This is a genomic window from Curtobacterium sp. PsM8 (assembly GCF_030433875.1).
GTDB lineage: Bacteria > Actinomycetota > Actinomycetes > Actinomycetales > Microbacteriaceae > Curtobacterium.
This window is the reverse complement of sequence record NZ_JARUXD010000003.1, coordinates 76,123-94,043: the sequence shown is the minus strand read 5'-3', so window position 1 is coordinate 94,043 and position 17,921 is coordinate 76,123. Positions and strand designations below refer to the sequence as shown.

The 17,921-nt window shown below is 71.8% G+C and carries 14 protein-coding genes; 12 read left to right on the top strand and 2 right to left on the bottom strand.

Annotation, left to right across the window (positions count from 1 at the left end; translation table 11 throughout):
- Positions 1–986: LysR family transcriptional regulator (locus QCD68_RS01380; RefSeq protein WP_301221746.1), on the bottom strand; the 986-nt coding region annotated here is incomplete at its 3' end.
- A 71-nt stretch (positions 987–1,057) separates the two neighbouring features.
- On the opposite strand from QCD68_RS01380, the gene QCD68_RS01375 reads away from it, so the two are divergent.
- From QCD68_RS01375 to QCD68_RS01365, 3 genes are all read left to right on the top strand, one after another.
- A complete protein-coding gene (locus QCD68_RS01375; RefSeq protein ID WP_301221745.1) occupies positions 1,058–2,122 on the top strand; it encodes an aminotransferase class V-fold PLP-dependent enzyme in 1,065 nt (354 codons plus the stop codon).
- 98 nt (positions 2,123–2,220) lie between these two features.
- On the top strand, positions 2,221–3,606 hold the full coding sequence (locus QCD68_RS01370) for a glycine--tRNA ligase (RefSeq protein WP_111076375.1): 1,386 nt from the start codon (positions 2,221–2,223) through the stop codon (positions 3,604–3,606).
- Positions 3,607–3,831: 225 nt separating this feature from the next.
- Positions 3,832–4,551, top strand: coding sequence for a DsbA family oxidoreductase (locus QCD68_RS01365; RefSeq protein ID WP_111076376.1), 720 nt, complete (start codon positions 3,832–3,834; stop codon positions 4,549–4,551).
- A 170-nt stretch (positions 4,552–4,721) separates the two neighbouring features.
- On the opposite strand, the gene QCD68_RS01360 is transcribed toward QCD68_RS01365, so the two are convergent.
- Positions 4,722–5,210 carry an aminoacyl-tRNA deacylase gene (locus tag QCD68_RS01360; RefSeq protein ID WP_301221744.1) on the bottom strand — a complete coding sequence of 163 codons (489 nt, stop codon included), beginning with the start codon at positions 5,208–5,210 and terminating at the stop codon, positions 4,722–4,724.
- 47 nt (positions 5,211–5,257) lie between these two features.
- On the opposite strand from QCD68_RS01360, the gene dusB reads away from it, so the two are divergent.
- The 9 genes from dusB to QCD68_RS01315 all read left to right on the top strand — a co-directional run bounded on the left by dusB (position 5,258) and on the right by QCD68_RS01315 (position 17,807).
- The gene (gene dusB / locus QCD68_RS01355) at positions 5,258–6,412 is read left to right on the top strand and encodes a tRNA dihydrouridine synthase DusB (RefSeq protein WP_111076378.1); all 1,155 of its coding nucleotides are present in this window, start codon (positions 5,258–5,260) and stop codon (positions 6,410–6,412) included.
- A complete protein-coding gene (locus QCD68_RS01350) occupies positions 6,409–7,689 on the top strand; it encodes a deoxyguanosinetriphosphate triphosphohydrolase (protein WP_301221743.1) in 1,281 nt (426 codons plus the stop codon). The genes dusB and QCD68_RS01350 overlap by 4 nt, the downstream gene beginning before the upstream one ends.
- A 79-nt stretch (positions 7,690–7,768) precedes the next feature.
- Entirely contained in the window at positions 7,769–9,727 is a 1,959-nt protein-coding gene (gene dnaG, locus QCD68_RS01345; protein ID WP_301221742.1) for a DNA primase, read from the top strand.
- A 323-nt stretch (positions 9,728–10,050) separates the two neighbouring features.
- Positions 10,051–11,670 carry an ABC transporter substrate-binding protein gene (locus QCD68_RS01340; RefSeq protein WP_253462751.1) on the top strand — a complete coding sequence of 540 codons (1,620 nt, stop codon included), beginning with the start codon at positions 10,051–10,053 and terminating at the stop codon, positions 11,668–11,670.
- Positions 11,671–11,924: 254 nt separating this feature from the next.
- Positions 11,925–13,022, top strand: a complete 1,098-nt coding sequence (locus QCD68_RS01335; RefSeq protein ID WP_290156632.1) for an ABC transporter permease — start codon at positions 11,925–11,927, stop codon at positions 13,020–13,022.
- A 2-nt stretch (positions 13,023–13,024) separates the two neighbouring features.
- Positions 13,025–14,023 (top strand): ABC transporter permease, encoded by a 999-nt coding sequence (locus QCD68_RS01330; RefSeq protein ID WP_301221741.1) that lies wholly within the window; start codon positions 13,025–13,027, stop codon positions 14,021–14,023.
- Positions 14,020–15,726: an ABC transporter ATP-binding protein gene (locus tag QCD68_RS01325; protein ID WP_301221740.1), complete on the top strand. Its 1,707-nt coding sequence runs from the start codon at positions 14,020–14,022 to the stop codon at positions 15,724–15,726. The genes QCD68_RS01330 and QCD68_RS01325 overlap by 4 nt, the downstream gene beginning before the upstream one ends.
- Positions 15,727–15,870: 144 nt before the next feature.
- A complete protein-coding gene (locus tag QCD68_RS01320) occupies positions 15,871–16,746 on the top strand; it encodes an ATP-binding cassette domain-containing protein (protein WP_301221739.1) in 876 nt (291 codons plus the stop codon).
- A 50-nt stretch (positions 16,747–16,796) separates the two neighbouring features.
- Complete coding sequence (locus tag QCD68_RS01315; RefSeq protein ID WP_301221738.1) at positions 16,797–17,807, top strand: D-isomer specific 2-hydroxyacid dehydrogenase family protein; 1,011 nt, start codon at positions 16,797–16,799, stop codon at positions 17,805–17,807.
- Positions 17,808–17,921: the final 114 nt, after the last annotated feature.

Genomic DNA, 17,921 nt, shown 5'->3' with positions numbered 1-17,921 from the left:
CCCCCCGCGGGGCGCCCCGGGGGGGCCGGCCCGCGCCCGCCCCGCGGGGGCCCCGCGCCGCCCCCCGCCCCCCCCCCCCCCCCCACCCCCCCCCCGCGCCCGCCCCGGGGGGCGACGACGACCTCGACGCGGCGCGCCAGGTCGTCGTCCACGGGGTCGATCGCGACACCGGCCGGGATGACCGTCGTGGCGAGGGCCAACCGGGGGAGCAGCGCCACGCCGAGCCCCGCGGCGACGAGCCCCACGACCGCGGCCGCGTTGTCCGTCTCGAGGACGATGTCCGGCGTGAACCCCGCGCTCGCGCACGAGGCGAGCAGGTGTCCCCGGCAGCGCGGACACCCCCCGATCCAGCGGGCGTCGCGGTAGGACGCGAGGTCCACGACGGTCGAGCCGGCGGGGCGGACGGGACCCGGGCCTCCCGTCACGAGCGGCTGACCGGCAGCGACGGGCGTGACCAGCGCCAGCGGGTCGCGGCCGAGTGCCCGGGTGACGAGCCCCGGGTCGGGCACGGCCCCGACCTCGTCGCCGACGTAGGTGAAGGTGAGGGCGACGTCGACCTCGCCACTGCGGAGCAGGTCGAGGGCTTCGGGAGGCTCGACCTCCACGTACGAGGTCGTCACCCCCGGCGCCGTCGCGGCCAGGCGCGCGAGCAGCGCGGGCACGAGGGCGGAGGACGCGCTCGGGAACCCCGCGAGCCGGACACGCCCGCGGGTGAGTCCGCCGACGGCGTCGAGGTCCTCGCGCGCCGCGGTCAACGCCGCCTGCACGTGCAGGGCGTGGTCGGCGAGCACCTGGCCGGCGTGCGTGAGGGTCGCGCCGCGGCCGCCACGCAGGACGAGCGCGTGCCCGAGGCGCTGCTCGGCCCGGGTCAAGAGCTGGCTGAGCGCGGGTTGACTCGAGCCCAGTGCGGCGGCCGCGCGGGTGATCGACCCGCTGTCGGCGACGGCGCGCAGGACGCGGAGCAGCTGCGGGTCGATGTCGTCCATCACACGATGTTACCGGTGGCACAACGAACCTGCTCTGGCGTGATGCCTCGGGCGGCGGGACCCTGTCGGACATGGACTCGTTCCCCGCCGGCCGCGGCTACCTCGCGGCGTGCACCGCCGGCCTCCCGTCGCACGGCACGCTCGCCGCGCAGCGCGCCGACCTCGACGCGTGGTCCCGCGCCGAGTCCTCGCCCGCGCACTACGGCGCCCTCGTCGAGGAGGGGCGCGCCCTCTTCGCCGACCTGGTCGGTGTGCCGGCAGCGCAGGTCGCGACCGGGTCCCAGACCTCGGTGATGGCCGCCGTCGTCGCCGACGCCCTGCCGGACGGCGCCGAGGTGGTCGTCCCGGACGGCGACTTCAGCTCCGTCGTCTTCCCCTTCCTGGCGCAGGCACACCGCGGCGTGCGCGTCCGGAGCGTCCCCCTCGCCGAGCTCGCCGCCTCGATCGGCCCCGACACCGCGCTCGTCGCCTGGTCCGTCGTGCAGTCCGCCACCGGCATCGTCACCGACCCGGCACCCGTCCTCGCCGCGGCCCGACGGGTCGGCGCCCTGACGCTCTGCGACCTCACCCAGGCCGCCGGAGTCCTGCCCGTCGCCGCCGCGCCCTTCGACATCACCATCACGCACACCTACAAGTGGCTCTGCGCTCCTCGCGGCGTCGCGTTCATGACGCTCTCCGACACCGCACTCGGCCGCCTGCGCCCCGTCCAGGCCGGGTGGTACGCGGGCGAGGACGTCTGGTCCTCCTGCTACGGCCCCGCCATGCACCTGGCCGACGACGCCCGCCGCTTCGACGTCTCGCCGGCCTGGCAGGCGTGGCCCGGAGCGGTCGCCGCACTCCGGCACGCCGTCTCGCTCGACGCGCACACGACCTGGAGGCACGCCACCGGACTCGCAGACCGGCTCTGCGACGCGCTCGGGTCACCGCGGCAGGGGCTCGGCTCGGGTGGGCAGGCGATCGTCACCTTCCCCGACGCCGACGGCACCGGGCTGCGGGCACTGACGGCCGCGGGCATCACCGCGTCGGGGCGGGCCGGACGGCTGCGGATCGCGTTCCACCTCTGGAACGACGAGGACGACGTGACCGACGTGGCGGCGGCGCTGGCGGGGGTGGAGCCGGGCGCGTCGGGGCGGTGAGGGACGGGGCGGCGGTGGGTCGGGCCTCCCGGGCCGCTAGCATTGCCGGGTCCGACCGCACACCGAGCACCCAGCTCGGCGAACTCAGGAGCACCTCAGTGGCACAGCCCTCCCGTCTCGACAGCGTCATCGCCCTGGCCAAGCGCCGTGGGTTCGTCTTCCAGTCGGGGGAGATCTACGGCGGATCCCGCTCCGCGTGGGACTACGGGCCCCTCGGTGTCGAGCTCAAGGAGAACATCAAGCGCCAGTGGTGGCAGCGGTTCGTCCGCGGCCGTGGCGACATGGTTGGCCTGGACTCCGCCGTCATCCTGCCCCGCAAGGTGTGGGAGGCCTCCGGCCACGTCGCGACGTTCACCGACCCGCTCGTCGAGTGCCTGCACTGCCACCACCGCTTCCGCGAGGACCACCTGCTCGAGGCGTTCCAGGCCAAGAAGGGCCGCGCTCCCGAGGGCGGCATGGCCGAGATCGCGTGCCCGAACTGCGGCACCCGCGGCGAGTGGACCGAGCCCCGCGAGTTCAGCGGCATGCTCAAGACCTACCTCGGCCCGGTCGAGTCGGAAGAGGGCCTGAACTTCTTGCGCCCCGAGACCGCCCAGGGCATCTTCGTCGACTTCGCGCAGGTCGTCACGACCAGCCGCATGAAGCCCCCGTTCGGCATCGGCCAGGTCGGCAAGGCCTTCCGCAACGAGATCACGCCCGGCAACTTCATCTTCCGGACCCGCGAGTTCGAGCAGATGGAGATCGAGTACTTCGTGCCGCCGGCCTCGGCCGAGGAGCACTACGAGCAGTGGATCGCCGACGCCGTCGCGTTCTACACCGACCTCGGCATCGACCCGGAGAACCTCCGCCGCTTCGACGTGCCGGACGGGGAGCGCGCGCACTACTCCGACGCGACCGCCGACATCGAGTACCGCTTCGGGTTCGCCGGCACCGAGTGGGGCGAGCTCATGGGCGTCGCGAACCGCACCGACTTCGACCTGAAGAACCACATCGAGGCGTCCGGTCAGGACCTGCGCTACTTCGACCAGGCCGCGAACGAGAAGTACGTGCCGTACGTCATCGAGCCGTCGTTCGGTCTGACCCGTGCGCTGATGGCGTTCCTGCTCGACTCGTACCACGAGGACGAAGCGCCGAACGCGAAGGGCGGCGTCGACAAGCGCACCGTCCTGCGCCTCGACCCGCGTCTGGCGCCCGTGAAGGCCGCGGTCCTGCCGCTGTCCCGCAACGAGCAGCTCTCACCGGTCGCCCGCGGCCTGGCCGACGACCTGCGCAAGAACTGGAACGTGGACTTCGACGACGCCGGTGCGATCGGCCGTCGCTACCGTCGCCACGACGAGATCGGCACCCCGTTCTGCATCACGGTGGACTTCGACACGCTCGAGGACAAGGCCGTGACCGTGCGCGAGCGCGACACCATGGGCCAGGAGCGCGTGTCGCTCGACCGCCTGCAGGGCTTCCTGGCCGAGCGGCTGCTCGGCGCGTAGCGCGGCGCGGGGCTGGTGGCTGGCGCGCCGCCCGCTGGCCGCTGGCGCCGATCGGACCCGCACAACAGAAACCGCCCCGAACCACGGGATCCCGTGGCGCGGGGCGGTTTCCGTTGTGCGCAGCCGGACGACACCGGCCGGCGGCGGGGCGGGGGCGGGGCGGGCGGGCACCGGCCGCGGCGGCGGGCGCGGGAATGCCGCGGTGGCGTCCGCGTTGGGGTCAGCATGAACGACTCCGTGAAGGTCGATGTCTGGTCGGACATCGCCTGCCCCTGGTGCTACATCGGCAAGCGCAAGTTCGAGGCGGGCGTCTCCGCGTTCGGCGGCCCGGTCGAGGTCGAGTACCACTCCTTCGAACTGAGCCCCGACACCCCCGTCGACTTCGAGGGCTCCGAGGCCGAGTTCCTCTCGCAGCACAAGGGCCTGCCGGTCGAGCAGGCGCAGCAGATGATCGACCAGGTCGCCGGCATCGCCGCCCAGGTCGACCTGCACTACGACTACGACGCCCTCCGCCACACCAACACGGTCAAGGCACACCAGGTGATCCACCTCGCCAAGCAGCACGGCAAGCAGCTCGAGATGGTCGAGCGCCTCTTCGCCGCCTACTTCGAGCGCGGCGAGCACGTCGGGCAGGACGACTCGCTGGCCGACCTGGCCGCCGAGGTCGGGATCGACCGGGACGAGGTACTGGCCACCCTCCGCGACGACAGCCAGCTCGCCGCGGTCCGCGCCGACCAGTCCCAGGCGCAGGCCTACGGCATCAACGGCGTCCCGTTCTTCGTCATCGACGGCAAGTACGGCGTCTCTGGCGCTCAGGACCCGGCCGCGTTCGAGCAGGTCCTCCGCCAGGTGGTCGCGCTCCGCGAGTCGACGCCCGCCGAGGTGGCCGAGGCTGCCCAGCGTGCCGACGACGATGCGGCAGCGGACGCCGGGGTGACTCGGTGACGGGCGCGACGGCTCCCGTGGGTGGTGGGTCGGGCCTCCCGGCCGGGTTGGAGGGCCGACCCGCCCTCCTGACGCTCGTCACGCCCGGCGGTGCGCCGGTCTGCGAGGGCGACTCGTGCTTCGTGCCGGGCGCCGAGGGTGACTGGTCCGAGGTCCCCGACTGACCGGAGTCACGAGCGGGGCGGTTCCTCGTCGGTGATGTCCGCGACCGTCGCGTCGTAAGCGGCGACGAGCGCGTCGCCGTCCACGAAGGCGCTGGCACCGTGTCGGCCGGCCCCGAGCGCGACCCGTCGCCCGAGCACCCGCTCGTCGGCGAACACCGGCAGGTCGCCCGTCGCGCCGATCGGGGTGATCGTGCCGCGTTCGTAGCCGCTGGCCTCGAGCGCGGTGGCCGCGTCGGGCATCGACAGCTTGTTCACGCCGACGACCGTGCGGAGCTTCTTCCAGGCGATGCTCCGACCGCCGGGGACGAGCGCCAACAGGAACCCGCCGTCGTGGCGCCTGACCACCAGGGTCTTCACGATGTCGCCCGGGTCGATGCCGAGCAGGGCCGCGGCACCCTCGAGCGAGTCGGCGGCGGGACGCTCGACGACCTGCACGTCGAGGCCGCGGGCGGCAGCATCGGAGTCGAAGCGGGTGACGGCATCCGGAACGGTCATGTGGAGAACGCTACCGGCGGCCGACGACGTGGGAGAATGAGCGACGTATGACGATCACACAAGCTGCAGCAGCACCTCTGCGCATCGGCCCCATCCAGGTCGATGCGCCCGTCGTGCTCGCCCCGATGGCCGGCATCACGAACATGGCGTACCGCCGCCTCTGCCGTGAGTACGGCGCCGGCTTGTACGTCTGCGAGATGATCACCTCCCGTGCCCTGGTCGAGCGGACGCCCGAGTCGATGCGGCTCATCCGGCACCACGAGTCCGAGACCCCGCGGTCGATCCAGCTGTACGGCGTCGAGCCGAACACCGTCGCCGAGGCTGCCACGATCCTGGTCGGCGAAGACCGTGCCGACCACATCGACCTGAACTTCGGGTGCCCGGTGCCGAAGGTCACGCGGAAGGGCGGGGGCGCGGCGCTGCCGTGGAAGCTCGACCTGTTCCGCGACCTCGTCACGAAGACCGTGCGGGCAGCGGGTGACGTCCCGGTCACCGTGAAGATGCGCAAGGGCATCGACGGCGACCACCTGACCTACCTCGACGCCGCCCGCATCGCGCGGGACGCCGGCGTCGCGAGTGTCGCCCTGCACGCCCGGACCGCCAACGAGCACTACTCGGGCCAGGCGGACTGGTCGGCGATCGCGACCCTCAAGGAGACCATCACCGACATCCCGGTCCTCGGCAACGGCGACATCTGGTCCGCCGCCGACGCACTGCGGATGGTCGACGAGACCGGCTGCGACGGCGTCGTCGTCGGGCGCGGCTGCCTGGGCCGTCCGTGGCTGTTCGGCGACCTGGCCGCGGCGTTCCGCGGTGAGGACCTCCGGGCCGCCCCGGGCCTCGGCGAGGTCGCGGTCGCGTTCCGTCGGCACGCCGAACTGCTGGTCGAGTTCTTCGAGTCGGAAGAGCACGGCTGCCGGGACATCCGGAAGCACGTGGCCTGGTACTTCAAGGGGTACCCGATCGGCGGCGAGGTCCGTTCCGGTCTCGCCATGGCCTCGAGCCTGCAGGAGATCGACGACCTGCTCGGCCAGCTCGACTGGACGGCGCCGTACCCGGGTGCCGACGTCGAGGGCCCGCGTGGTCGTGCCGGACACGCCAAGCGGACCGCGCTGCCGGACCGTTGGCTCGAGAGCCGCGACGTCGACTCGGAGTTCCGCAAGGTCCTGGCCGCCGCCGAGATGCACCACAGCGGCGGATGAGCGCCACCTCGTCGTACGGCCCGGCCGACGCCGACCGCTGGTTCCCCGAGGAGCACGGCAACCGGCGGAGCGACTTCGCCCGTGACCGCGCCCGTCTACTGCACTCCAGCGCGCTCCGTCGCCTGGCCGCCAAGACGCAGGTGCTCAGTCCGACGACCGGGCTGGACTTCGCCCGGAACCGCCTGACGCACTCGCTCGAGGTCGCCCAGGTCGGGCGCGAGCTCGCCGACAGCCTGGGCCTCGACCCGGACGTCGTCGACACCGCCTGCCTGGCGCACGACATCGGGCACCCGCCGTTCGGCCACAACGGCGAGACCGCGGTGAACGCCTGGGCGGCCGACATCGGCGGCTTCGAGGGCAACGCGCAGACCCTGCGACTGCTCACCCGGCTCGAGCCGAAGGTCTACGGCGACGACGGACGCGCCTACGGCCTCAACCTGACCCGCGCCTCGCTCGACGCCAGCTGCAAGTACCCGTGGCCGGCGTCGCAGGGAGTGGGCGAGGCATCGTCCGGCCGCACGAAGTTCGGCTTCTACGACGAGGACCACGAGGCCTTCGCCTGGCTCCGCGCCGGCGCCCCCCGCCGGCAGCGCTGCATCGAGGCCCAGGTGATGGACCTGTCCGACGACATCGCGTACTCGGTGCACGACTTCGAGGACGCCGTCGTCGCGGGCTTCATCGACGTCGCCGCTCTGGGCGACCGCGTCGGCGAGAACGACATCGTCACCGCCATGCACGCCTGGGTCGGCGACGACCTGAGCCGCGACGAACTGCTCGAGGCGTTCGACCGACTGCGCGGGATGTCGCTGTGGATGACCGAGTACGACGGCTCCCGGCAGGCGCAGGCGCGGCTGAAGAACCTGACCAGCCAGCTCATCGGCCGGTTCGCCCGCACGGCGACGACCGCGACGCGCGAGGCCTACGCCTCGGGCTCGCTCGTCCGGTTCGCGGCGAGCGTCGTCACGCCGCCGGAGATCATCGGCGAGATCGCGGTGCTCAAGGGCATCGTGGCGGCGTTCGTGATGACGCAGGGCGACCGGCAGCCGGTGTACGAGGACCAGCGCCGCGTGCTGACCGAGCTGCTCGACGTCCTCGCCGACCGCGGTGCCGACGCGCTGGAGCCCGGGTTCGCGGCCGACTGGCGCACCGCCGGCGACGACCAGGGACGCCTCCGGGCCGTCGTCGACCAGGTGGCCAGCCTGACAGACCAGGGCGCGCTCGCCTGGCACAAGCGTCTGGTCGTCGGGGAGCGCGAGCCCGCCCACATCGCGGTCTGAGCCGAACCGCTGGCCGGACGTCTCCGCCGACGTCCACAGGCGGTCCGACGACGTCGGCCCGCCGAACTAGAATCGTCGGGTGGCAGGACTGATCGCGCGGAACGACATCGACGAGGTCCGCGCGCGCGTGAACATCGCCGACGTGGTGGGCGACTACGTCACGCTGAAGTCCGCGGGCGTCGGCTCGCTCAAGGGCCTCTGCCCCTTCCACGACGAGCGCACCCCGTCGTTCCACGTCCGTCCGCAGGTCGGCCGGTACCACTGCTTCGGGTGCGGCGAGGACGGTGACGTCTTCAGCTTCCTGATGTCGCAGGAGCACACGACCTTCCAGGAGGCCGTCGAGCGGATGGCCGCGAAGATCGGCTTCACACTCCACTACGAGGACGGCGACGGTCCCCGCACCGACTACAACGCGCGTGCCCGCCTGATCGCCGCGAACGAGGCAGCGCAGGCGTTCTTCACGGCGCAGCTGACCACGGCCGCGGCCGAGCCGGCCCGGCAGTTCCTCGGGCAGCGCGGCTTCGACCCGGCCGCCGCGCAGCACTTCGGTGTCGGCTTCGCGCCGAAGTCGTTCGACGCGCTCAAGGACCACCTGCGCGGGCTGCGGTTCAGCATCGACGAGATCGTCGCCGCCGGACTCGTCAGCCAGGGGGACCGCTCCCCGTACGACCGGTTCCGCGGCCGCCTGATGTGGCCGATCCGCGACGTCACCGGGGCGACGATCGGTTTCGGCGCCCGGCGGCTGCTCGAGGACGACAAGGGCCCGAAGTACCTGAACACGCCGGAGACCCCGATCTACCACAAGAGCCAGGTGCTCTACGGGCTCGACCTCGCCCGCAAGGAGATCGCGAAGGGCAAGCAGGTCGTCATCGTCGAGGGATACACCGACGTGATGGCCTGCCACCTCGCCGGCATCACGACCGCGGTCGCCACCTGTGGCACGTCCTTCGGCGTCGACCACATCAAGGTCCTGCGCCCGATGCTCGGCGACTCCGCCGGACAGCACGTCTCGCAGCTCGGCCAGATCGTCTTCACGTTCGACCCGGACGAGGCCGGGCAGCGCGCCGCCTCCCGTGCCTTCGCCGAGGAACAGCGGTTCGCGTCGCAGACCTACGTCGCGGTCGCCCCGGGCGGTCTCGACCCCTGCGACCTCCGTCTGGCCCGGGGCGACGACGCGATCCGCCGTCTGGTCGAGAACCGTCGTCCGATGTTCGAGTTCATGATCCGTCGCCGGCTCGACGGCCACGACCTGGACACGGTCGAGGGCCGCGTCGGCGGTCTCCGCGAGAGCGCGCCCGTCATCGCCGACATCCGTGACCGCGCCCTTGCGGACGGCTACATCCGGAACACGGCCGGGTGGCTCGGCATGGACATCGAGGACGTGCGTCGGGCGGTCGCCACGGCCCGTCGGCGTCCGTCTGACGTTGGGCAGGGCGCTCGATCAGGAGGCTCGTCCAACGCCGGGCAGAACGGTTCCGGCAACGGGACCAACGGCTCCGGCACCGACGGATCCGGGCGGCACGGCGACGGTCGCGACCTGCCGGACGAACCGCAGGCGAGCATCCGGTCGCTGCCGGACGACCCGATCGCACGGATGGAGCGCGACGCCGTGATGGCGATGGTGCAGCAGCCGCAGTCGGTCGGCGTCCCGTTGCTCGCGCTGGCGGCCTCGGCGACCTTCTCGGCGCGGATGCTCTCGGTCGTCCGTGACGCCGTCGTGGCGAACATCGACGCGGTGGGGGACCGGGCCTGGCTCGACAAGCTGCTCAGCGACGTGCCGGCGCCGTTCCGGTCGCTCGTGCAGGAGCTCGCGCTCGCGCCGATCCCGGCTCGCTCCGACGAGGACCTGGCGATCTACTGCCGTGGCATCGTCGTGGCCCTCGTCGAACGGGACCTGCTCGCGCGGAAGGCCTCGCTGCTCGGACAACTGCAGCGCACGGATCCGTCCGACCAGGAGCGTCGGACAGACGTGCAGCGTCAGCTGATGGACCTCGACGCCCAGCGGATGCGGCTCCGCGCGGACACCCCCGGCGCCTGAACAGCGCGTCCTCGGCCGTCCTCCTGCGGAGCACGGCGGGCCGTCGGGTGCGCCGCCGAGCGGCTCCGAGCCCCGCGGAACCGGGGAGTTGCTGGACGCAACAGTTGTCGTCACGGCGCAAGGAAGCTGCGCGCCGCGCCGGACACACTGCCTCCGATCCTGCGCTCTGAGCCGCGATCCTGCGTTACAGCGGTGTAAACAATCCGCCCCCGGGGCCTCCCGATGTCTGGCAGGGTGTGACCATTGAACGTCCCTGCGACCGGTCACAGCCCGTTCCACTCGGTCCCAGGACTCTTGCAACCACATCAGAGAGGCAATCGGACATGGCATCCGTTTCCACATGGGGCAAGCGCACCCTCGCACTCGGCGCCGGCGCCGCAGCGACCGCGCTCGTGCTCACCGGCTGCGCAGGCGGCACCAGCGGTGGCTCCGGCGACCTCAACGGCCTGATCATCGGCACGACCGACAAGGTCACCTCGCTCGACCCGGCCGGTTCCTACGACAACGGCTCGTTCGCCGTGCAGAACCAGGTCTTCCCGTTCCTCATGAACACCCCGACGGGCAGCCCGGACGTCGAGCCGGACATCGCCACGAAGGCGGAGTTCACGAACCCGACGACGTACAAGGTCACCCTGAAGAAGGGTCTCGAGTTCGCGAACGGCAACAAGCTCACCTCGAGCGACGTCAAGTTCTCGTTCGAGCGCGACCTGAAGATCAAGAACGACAACGGCCCGTGGTCGCTGCTCGCGAACCTCAAGAGCATCGACACCCCGGACGCCACGACGGTCGTCTTCAACCTCGACCACGCCGACCAGACCTGGCCGCAGGTGCTCTCGAGCCCCGCCGGCCCGATCGTCGACGAGGACGTCTTCTCGGCGACGAAGCTCACCAGCGCCGACGACATCGTCAAGGGCAACGCCTTCGCCGGCCAGTACAAGATCACCTCCTACAAGGAGAACGACCTGATCGCGTACGAGGCGAACGACAAGTACGACGGTGTCCTCGACAAGGCGAAGACCAAGGACGTCACCGCCCAGTACTTCACCAAGGAGACCGACCTCAAGCTCGCGGTCCAGAAGGGCGACGTCGACGTGGCGTACCGCTCCCTGACGCCGACGGACATCTCGTCGCTCCGCAAGGACTCCAAGCTGCAGGTCATCGACGGCCCCGGCGGCGAGATCCGCTACGTCGTCTTCAACTTCAAGACGCAGCCCTTCGGCACCGGCCAGAGCGACGCCGACGAAGCGAAGGCACTGGCCGTGCGCCAGGCCGTCGCCGACGTCGTCGACCGCGACGAGCTCGCCAAGGAGGTCTACAACGACACCTACACGCCCGTCTACTCGATGGTGCCGGACGGCCTGACCGGTGCCGCGACGCCGTTCAAGTCGCTCTACGGTGACGGCAACGGTGCGCCGGACGTCGACAAGGCCAAGAAGACGCTCAAGGACGCCGGCGTCTCGGGCAAGATCGAGCTCGACATCCAGTACTCGCCGGACCACTACGGCTCGGCTTCGGACGACGAGTACGCCACGCTCAAGACCCAGCTCGAGAACACCGGCCTGTTCACCGTGAACATCCAGTCCACGGTCTACACGACCTACGCGGTCGAGCGCACGAAGGACGCCTACCCGCTGTACCAGCTCGGGTGGTTCCCGGACTTCTCGGACGCCGACAACTACCTCTCGCCGTTCTTCACGAAGGACAACTTCGTGCAGAACCACTACGACGACCCGACCATCCAGGGTCTGATCGCCGACGAGCAGGAAGAGTCGGACACCGACAAGCGCGCCGCCATCATCGAGAAGGCCCAGCAGCGTGAGGCCGAGCAGATCTCGACCCTCCCGCTCCTGCAGGGCAAGTCGGTCGCCGTGGCCGGCAAGGACGTCAAGGGTGTCACCCTCGACGCGTCCTTCAAGTTCCGCTACGGGACCATCACCAAGTAACCAGACGCACGGAAGGGGGGGGGGCCCCCCGGGGGGGCCCCCCCCGGGGGGGGGGGGGAGGGGCAGACCCCCCGGCCCCCACCCACCCCCCCGCGGGGGGGGCCCCGCCCCCCCCCCCCCGGCCCCCCCCCGCGCCGTACCGGCCGGGGGGGCGGCGGGGCGGCCCGCCCGATCTCGCGCCCCCCCCCCGGCCGGGCGGGCGCCCCCCCCCCCCCCCCCCCCCCTCTCGGCGTCATGCGAAAGGCACAGACCCCGTGACCCTCACGAACCCAGAGGCGATCGAGACCGAGCCCACGAAACCCCAGGCACAGCGACGTGCCAAGGGACAGGGCGGCGGACTCGGCCGGTACATCCTCATCCGCTTCCTCCTGATCTTCCCGACCGTGTTCATCCTGGTGACACTGGTCTTCTTCCTGATGCGTGTCGTCGGGAACCCCATCACCGCCTCGGTCGGCGGACGGCTCACGCCCACGCAGCTGCAGGAACGCCTGCACGCCGCGGGCTACGACCGCCCGGTGATCGTCCAGTACATCGAGTACCTCGGGCAGATCGTCCGCGGTGACTTCGGCTCGTCGGTCACCGACAACCGCCCGGTGACCGAGATCATCCTGCAGTACGGCGGCGCGACGGCAGAGCTGGTGTTCTACGCCCTCATCGTCGCCCTCGTGCTCGGCATCCCGCTCGGCATGCTCGCCGCGTACCTCCGCGACAAGTGGCCGGACGTCCTGCTCCGTGCCCTGGCGATCCTGACCTACGCGACGCCGGTGTTCTTCGGTGGCCTGCTGCTCAAGCTCGTCTTCTCGGTCTGGCTCGGGTGGCTGCCGCTCGGCGACCGGGCGTCGACCCGGGTCCAGCTGATCCTGGACCGGATCGACAACCCGACCGGGGTGTTCCTCATCGACGCGATCCGGACCGGCAACGGCCAGATCATCAGCGACGTCCTGCAGCACGCGGTCCTGCCGGCGCTGACGCTCGGGCTGCTGACGGCCGGCATCTTCCTGCGCCTGGTGCGCGCGAACATGATCGGCTCGCTCGGCTCCGAGTACGTCGACGCCGCGCGCTCCCGCGGTGTGCGGGAGTCCCGACTCGTCCGGACGCACGCCTTCCGACCGGCCCTGGTGCCGATCATCACGGTGATGGGTCTGCAGATCGCGATGCTCCTCGGCGGCTCGGTCCTCACCGAGACGACCTTCGGCTGGCGCGGCCTGGGCTTCGAGCTCAACCAGTACCTGTCCGCCCGTGACTTCGTCGCCGTGCAGGGCATCGTCGCGATGCTGGCGGTGATCGTCGCCGTCACGAACTTCGTCGTCGACGTCGTCGCGGCGCTCATCGACCCGAGAGTGAGGTTCTGACGATGTCCGACATCACCCTCGTCGACCGCCACGAGCCGCTCTGGAAGCGTCTCCCCGTCGTCGTCCAGCTCCGCCGGAGCACCGGATGGCAGCGCGCCATGCTCATCGTCGGTGTCGTCATCTGCGCCGTGTACCTGCTCGTCGCGGTGTTCGCCCCGCTCATCGCGCCGTACGGCTTCGGTGACCAGCAGGGTGCCGACGGCACGAACTTCCCGCGCACCGGTGCCCCGAGCGCCGAGCACATCTGGGGCACCACGGTCGGTGGCCTCGACGTGTTCAGCCGGGTCCTCTACGGCACGCGGACGGCGGTGCTCGTCGTCATCGTGGCGGTGGTCGTCTCGATCGCGATCGGTGTCCTGCTCGGCATGGTGTCCGGGTACATCGGCGGTTGGCTCGACCGTGTGCTCGTGGTCGTCGCCGACGCCATCTACGCGTTCCCGTCGCTGCTGCTCGCGATCGTCGTCTCGATCGTGGTCTCCGGCGGCCGGTCAACCTACTGGGGCGGCATCACGGCGGCGGCGATCTCGATCACCGTGGTCTACATCCCGCAGTACTTCCGGGTGGTCCGCGCCGAGGCCGTGCGCCTGAAGAACGACGCCTTCGTGGAGTCCGCTCGGGTCATCGGCACGAACCCGTGGCGCATCATGACGCGGCACGTGCTCCGGAACTCGACGCGGTCCCTGCCGCTGATCCTCACCCTGAACGCCAGTGACGCGGTGCTCACCCTGGCCGGCCTCGGCTTCCTCGGGTTCGGCATCGGCCCGACCCAGGGCGCCGAGTGGGGCTACGACCTCAGCCGGGCGCTGTCCGACGTCGCCAGCGGCGTCTGGTGGACGGGCGTCTACCCGGGCATCGCGATCGTGCTGCTCGTCCTCGGCGTGACGTTCATCGGTGAGAGCCTCAACGACATCTCCGACCCCCGCCTGCGTGCCCGCCGGCGGTTGAAGCAGCTGGTCTCCACGCGCGACAAGGCGACCGACGCGGAAGGGGCAGCAGCATGAACGGCAGCACCACGGGCCTCCCGGCCGGCTCGGGCCGCACGGCGGCCGACCCGGTCGTCGTCGTCGACGACCTCACGGTGACCTTCGCGACCGACGGCGGCGCCGTCGACGCGGTCAAGGGCGTCAGTCTCGACGTCCGCCCCGGCGAGGTGCTCGCGCTGGTCGGCGAGTCCGGCTCGGGCAAGTCGGTCACCGCGCGGAGCATGCTCCGGCTGATGCCGGAGACGGCGACGCTCGGCGGCGTGGTCATGCTCGAGGGCACCGACGTCGTCGCGGTCGGGTCGCAGAAGCTCCGCGAGCTACGCGGCACGGCCGGTGCGATGGTCTTCCAGGAGCCGTCGACGGCGCTGAACCCGGTCTTCACCGTCGGGTGGCAGATCGCCGAGGGCCTGCGTGCCCACGGTGGGGTCTCCAAGAAGGAGGCCCGCGCCAAGGCGATCGACTACCTGCGCCGCGTCGGCATCCCCGACCCGGAGACACGCGTCGACCACTACCCGCACCAGTTCTCCGGCGGGCAGAAGCAGCGCGTCGTGATCGCCAGTGCGCTTGCCCTCGAGCCGAGCGTGATCATCGCCGACGAGCCGACCACCGCCCTCGACGTCACCGTGCAGGCCGAGATCCTCGACCTGCTCCGCCGGTGCCGCGACGAGTTCGGCGCCGCGATCGTCATCATCACGCACAACATGGGCGTCGTCGCCGACCTGGCCGACCGCGTCGCCGTGATGTACCAGGGCGAGGTCGTCGAGGAAGCCCCCGTGGAGCAGCTCTTCGCCGCCCCGCAGGCCGACTACACGAAGCGCCTGCTCGCAGCCGTGCCGCGGCTCGAGGCGTCGACCGGGGTCGCCCGCCGCGCGCTCGTCACCGAGGACGTCGAGCCCGTCGTGTCCGCGACGGGGCTCGAGATCGAGTACCCGGGTCGACTCGGCTCGCCGGCGTTCCGCGCGGTGAAGGGCGTCGACCTGGCGATCCGACCCGGCGAGGTCCTCGGTCTGGTGGGGGAGTCCGGCTCCGGCAAGACCACCATCGGCCGGGCCATCGCCGGGCTGACGAAGATCACCGGTGGATCGCTCAACGTGCTCGGCACCGAGATGCTCGGGTACAAGGAGCGGGACTTCAAGCGACTGCGGAAGGACATCGGGTTCGTCTTCCAGGACCCGGCGACGTCGTTCAACCCGCTGCTGACGATCGCCGAGTGCGTCGCCGAACCGCTGGTCGTGCACGGGGTCGCCTCGTCACCCCGTGCCGCGCGCAAGCAGGTGGACGAACTCATGGAGGCCGTGCAGCTGCCCGCAGCGTACGGCGACCGGTACCCGCACGAGCTCTCCGGCGGCCAGCGCCAGCGCGCCTCGCTCGCCCGGTCGCTCGCGCTGCGGCCGAAGCTGCTCATCGCCGACGAGCCGACGAGTGCGCTCGACGTGTCGGTGCAGGCCCGCGTCCTCGAGCTGTTCCTCGAACTGCAGCAGGACTTCGGGTTCGCGTCGCTGTTCATCAGCCACGACCTGGCCGTCGTCGGCGCCCTGTCCGACCGGATCGCTGTGCTCTACCGCGGTGACCTGGTGGAGACCGGCACCACGGCCGAGGTCCTCGGCGCCCCGCAGCACCCGTACACTCAGCGGCTGCTCGCGTCGCTGCCGGTGCCGGACCCGACGGAGCAGGCCGAGCGACGGCGTACGCTGGAGCGACTGGAGCAGGCCGGGGCCTGACCGGACGGTGACACACCGTCGGGTGCACCCCGACCAGCCAGGAGGCCCGGCCACGTCCGCGACGCACGTCGCGCGGACGAGTGGTCCGGGCCTCCCGTCCGGTGTGGACCGCGGCAGGGCGCACGCGGCAGGAGAAGGGGTTCCATGACCGGGGAGAACGGTCCGGCCGTCATCGCGGACGACGTCAGCATCGAGTACCGGGGCGGGCCGGTGAAGCACCCGATCCGCGCGGTGGACGGCGTGAGCCTGACGCTCGGGTGGGGCGAGATCCTCGCGGTGCTCGGCGAGTCCGGTTCGGGGAAGTCGACCTTCGCCGCCGCGGTCGCCGGCCAGCTCGGCACGCACGGCGAGGGGGAGGGCGCGCACCGTCGACGGATCGTCGGCGGGGAACTCAGCGTGCTCGGCCAGCCGACGCGTCGGCTCCGGCAGTCGTCCCGCCGCTACACGCGCCTGACCGGGCAGATCGGCTACCTGCCGCAGGACGGCGCCGACCGGCTGCGCCCGGACCTGCTCGTCGGCGAGGCGATCGCCGAACCGATCTACGCCCGCGACCGCCGGTTCGACCGGAAGGAAGCCGGCCTCATCGTCGCCCGCCTGGTCGACGCGGTGCACCTGCCGCTCGGTGTGCTCCGGCTGAACACGTGGGAGCTGTCCAGCGGACAGCGCCAGCGCGTCGCCCTGGCCCGGGCGCTCGTCCTCGAGCCGCAGCTGCTCGTCGCCGACGAGCCCGCCCGCGGTGTGGACGTGCTCGTCCGGCAGTCCGTCCTGGAGGCCCTGGCCGGCCTCCAGCGGCACCGCCAGTTCGCCGCGATCGTCGTCTCGAGCGACCTGCGGGAGGCCCGTGCCCTCGCCGACCGGGTCGCGATCATGAGCGCCGGCCGACTGGTCGGGCTCGGCACGTTCGACGAGGTCCTCGACAACCCGCTGGACCCGTACGTCCGGACGCTCGCGGCGACGGCGTCGCGACCGGTGAAGCGGAAGCCGGCGACGGCCGGCCGCGGAGGGGTGCGCCAGGCATGAGTGGTGGGACAGGCATGAGTGGTGGGACAGGCATGAGTGGTGGGACAGGCATGAGCGAGCAGCAGCAGCAGGCGCGGGGTCACCGTGCGGTCGTGACCGATGCCGGGCGGCCCCTGCCGGTCGGGACGCCGGAGTCCGGGTCGGTGACGATCCTGCCGACGGCGACCGCGCTGCACGAGGACGCCGTCCGGAGCGCCGGCGGCACCCTCACCGCCCTGGGCGACGACACCCGGGGGATCGTGTGGCTCGACGCCGGCGACCCGGACGGCCTCCAGCAGGCCCTGACCACCGCGCCGGGGGTGACCTGGGTGCAACTGCCGTTCGCCGGCGTCGACGCGCTCGCGCACCTCATCGCCGAGCACGGTGACCGTGTGCTGTTCACCTCGGCCAAGGGCGCGTACGCCGAGCCGGTCGCGGAGCACGCGCTCGCGCTGACCCTCGCGACGCTCCGGGTGCTGCAGAAGCGTGCCCGGACCACGACCTGGTCGCGGGAGCCCGAGGGCATGTCCCTGTACGGGCGACACGTGGTGCTCGTCGGCGCCGGGGGCATCGCTCTGGAGTACCTGCGGCTGGTGGCACCGTTCGACGTACGGGTGACCGTCGTCCGGCGGTCGTCGGAGCCCGTGCCCGGAGCCGAGCGCACCGTCACGACCGACCAGCTCGACGCGGTCCTGCCCGACGCCGACGTGGTCGTGGTCGCCGCGGCCATGACCTCGGACACGTCCGGGCTGCTCGGAGCGCACCAGTTCGCGATCATGCCGGACCACGCGCGCCTGGTGAACATCGCCCGCGGCGGGCTGGTCGACACCGATGCACTCGTCGACGCGCTCCGGTCCGGAGCGATCACCGCTGCCGGGCTCGACGTGACCGACCCGGAGCCGCTGCCGGACGGACACCCGCTCTGGGACGAGCCGGGCGCGCTCATCACCCCGCACCAGGCGGACACCCCGGAGATGGTCGCACCGCTGCTGGCCGAGCGGGTCGGGAACAACGTCCGGGCGTTCCTGGGCGGTGACGGCACCGGGTTCGTGGGGGTCGTCGACCCGGTGGCCGGCTACTGACGAACCCTGCCTGACCGGGGGTTCTCCGCTTCACCTTCGGCGGCACGCCCGGGATGCGCGACCGATGCGCGGGACGCTGGACGTTTGCTGCTATGCTGTTACCCGCTGTTCAAC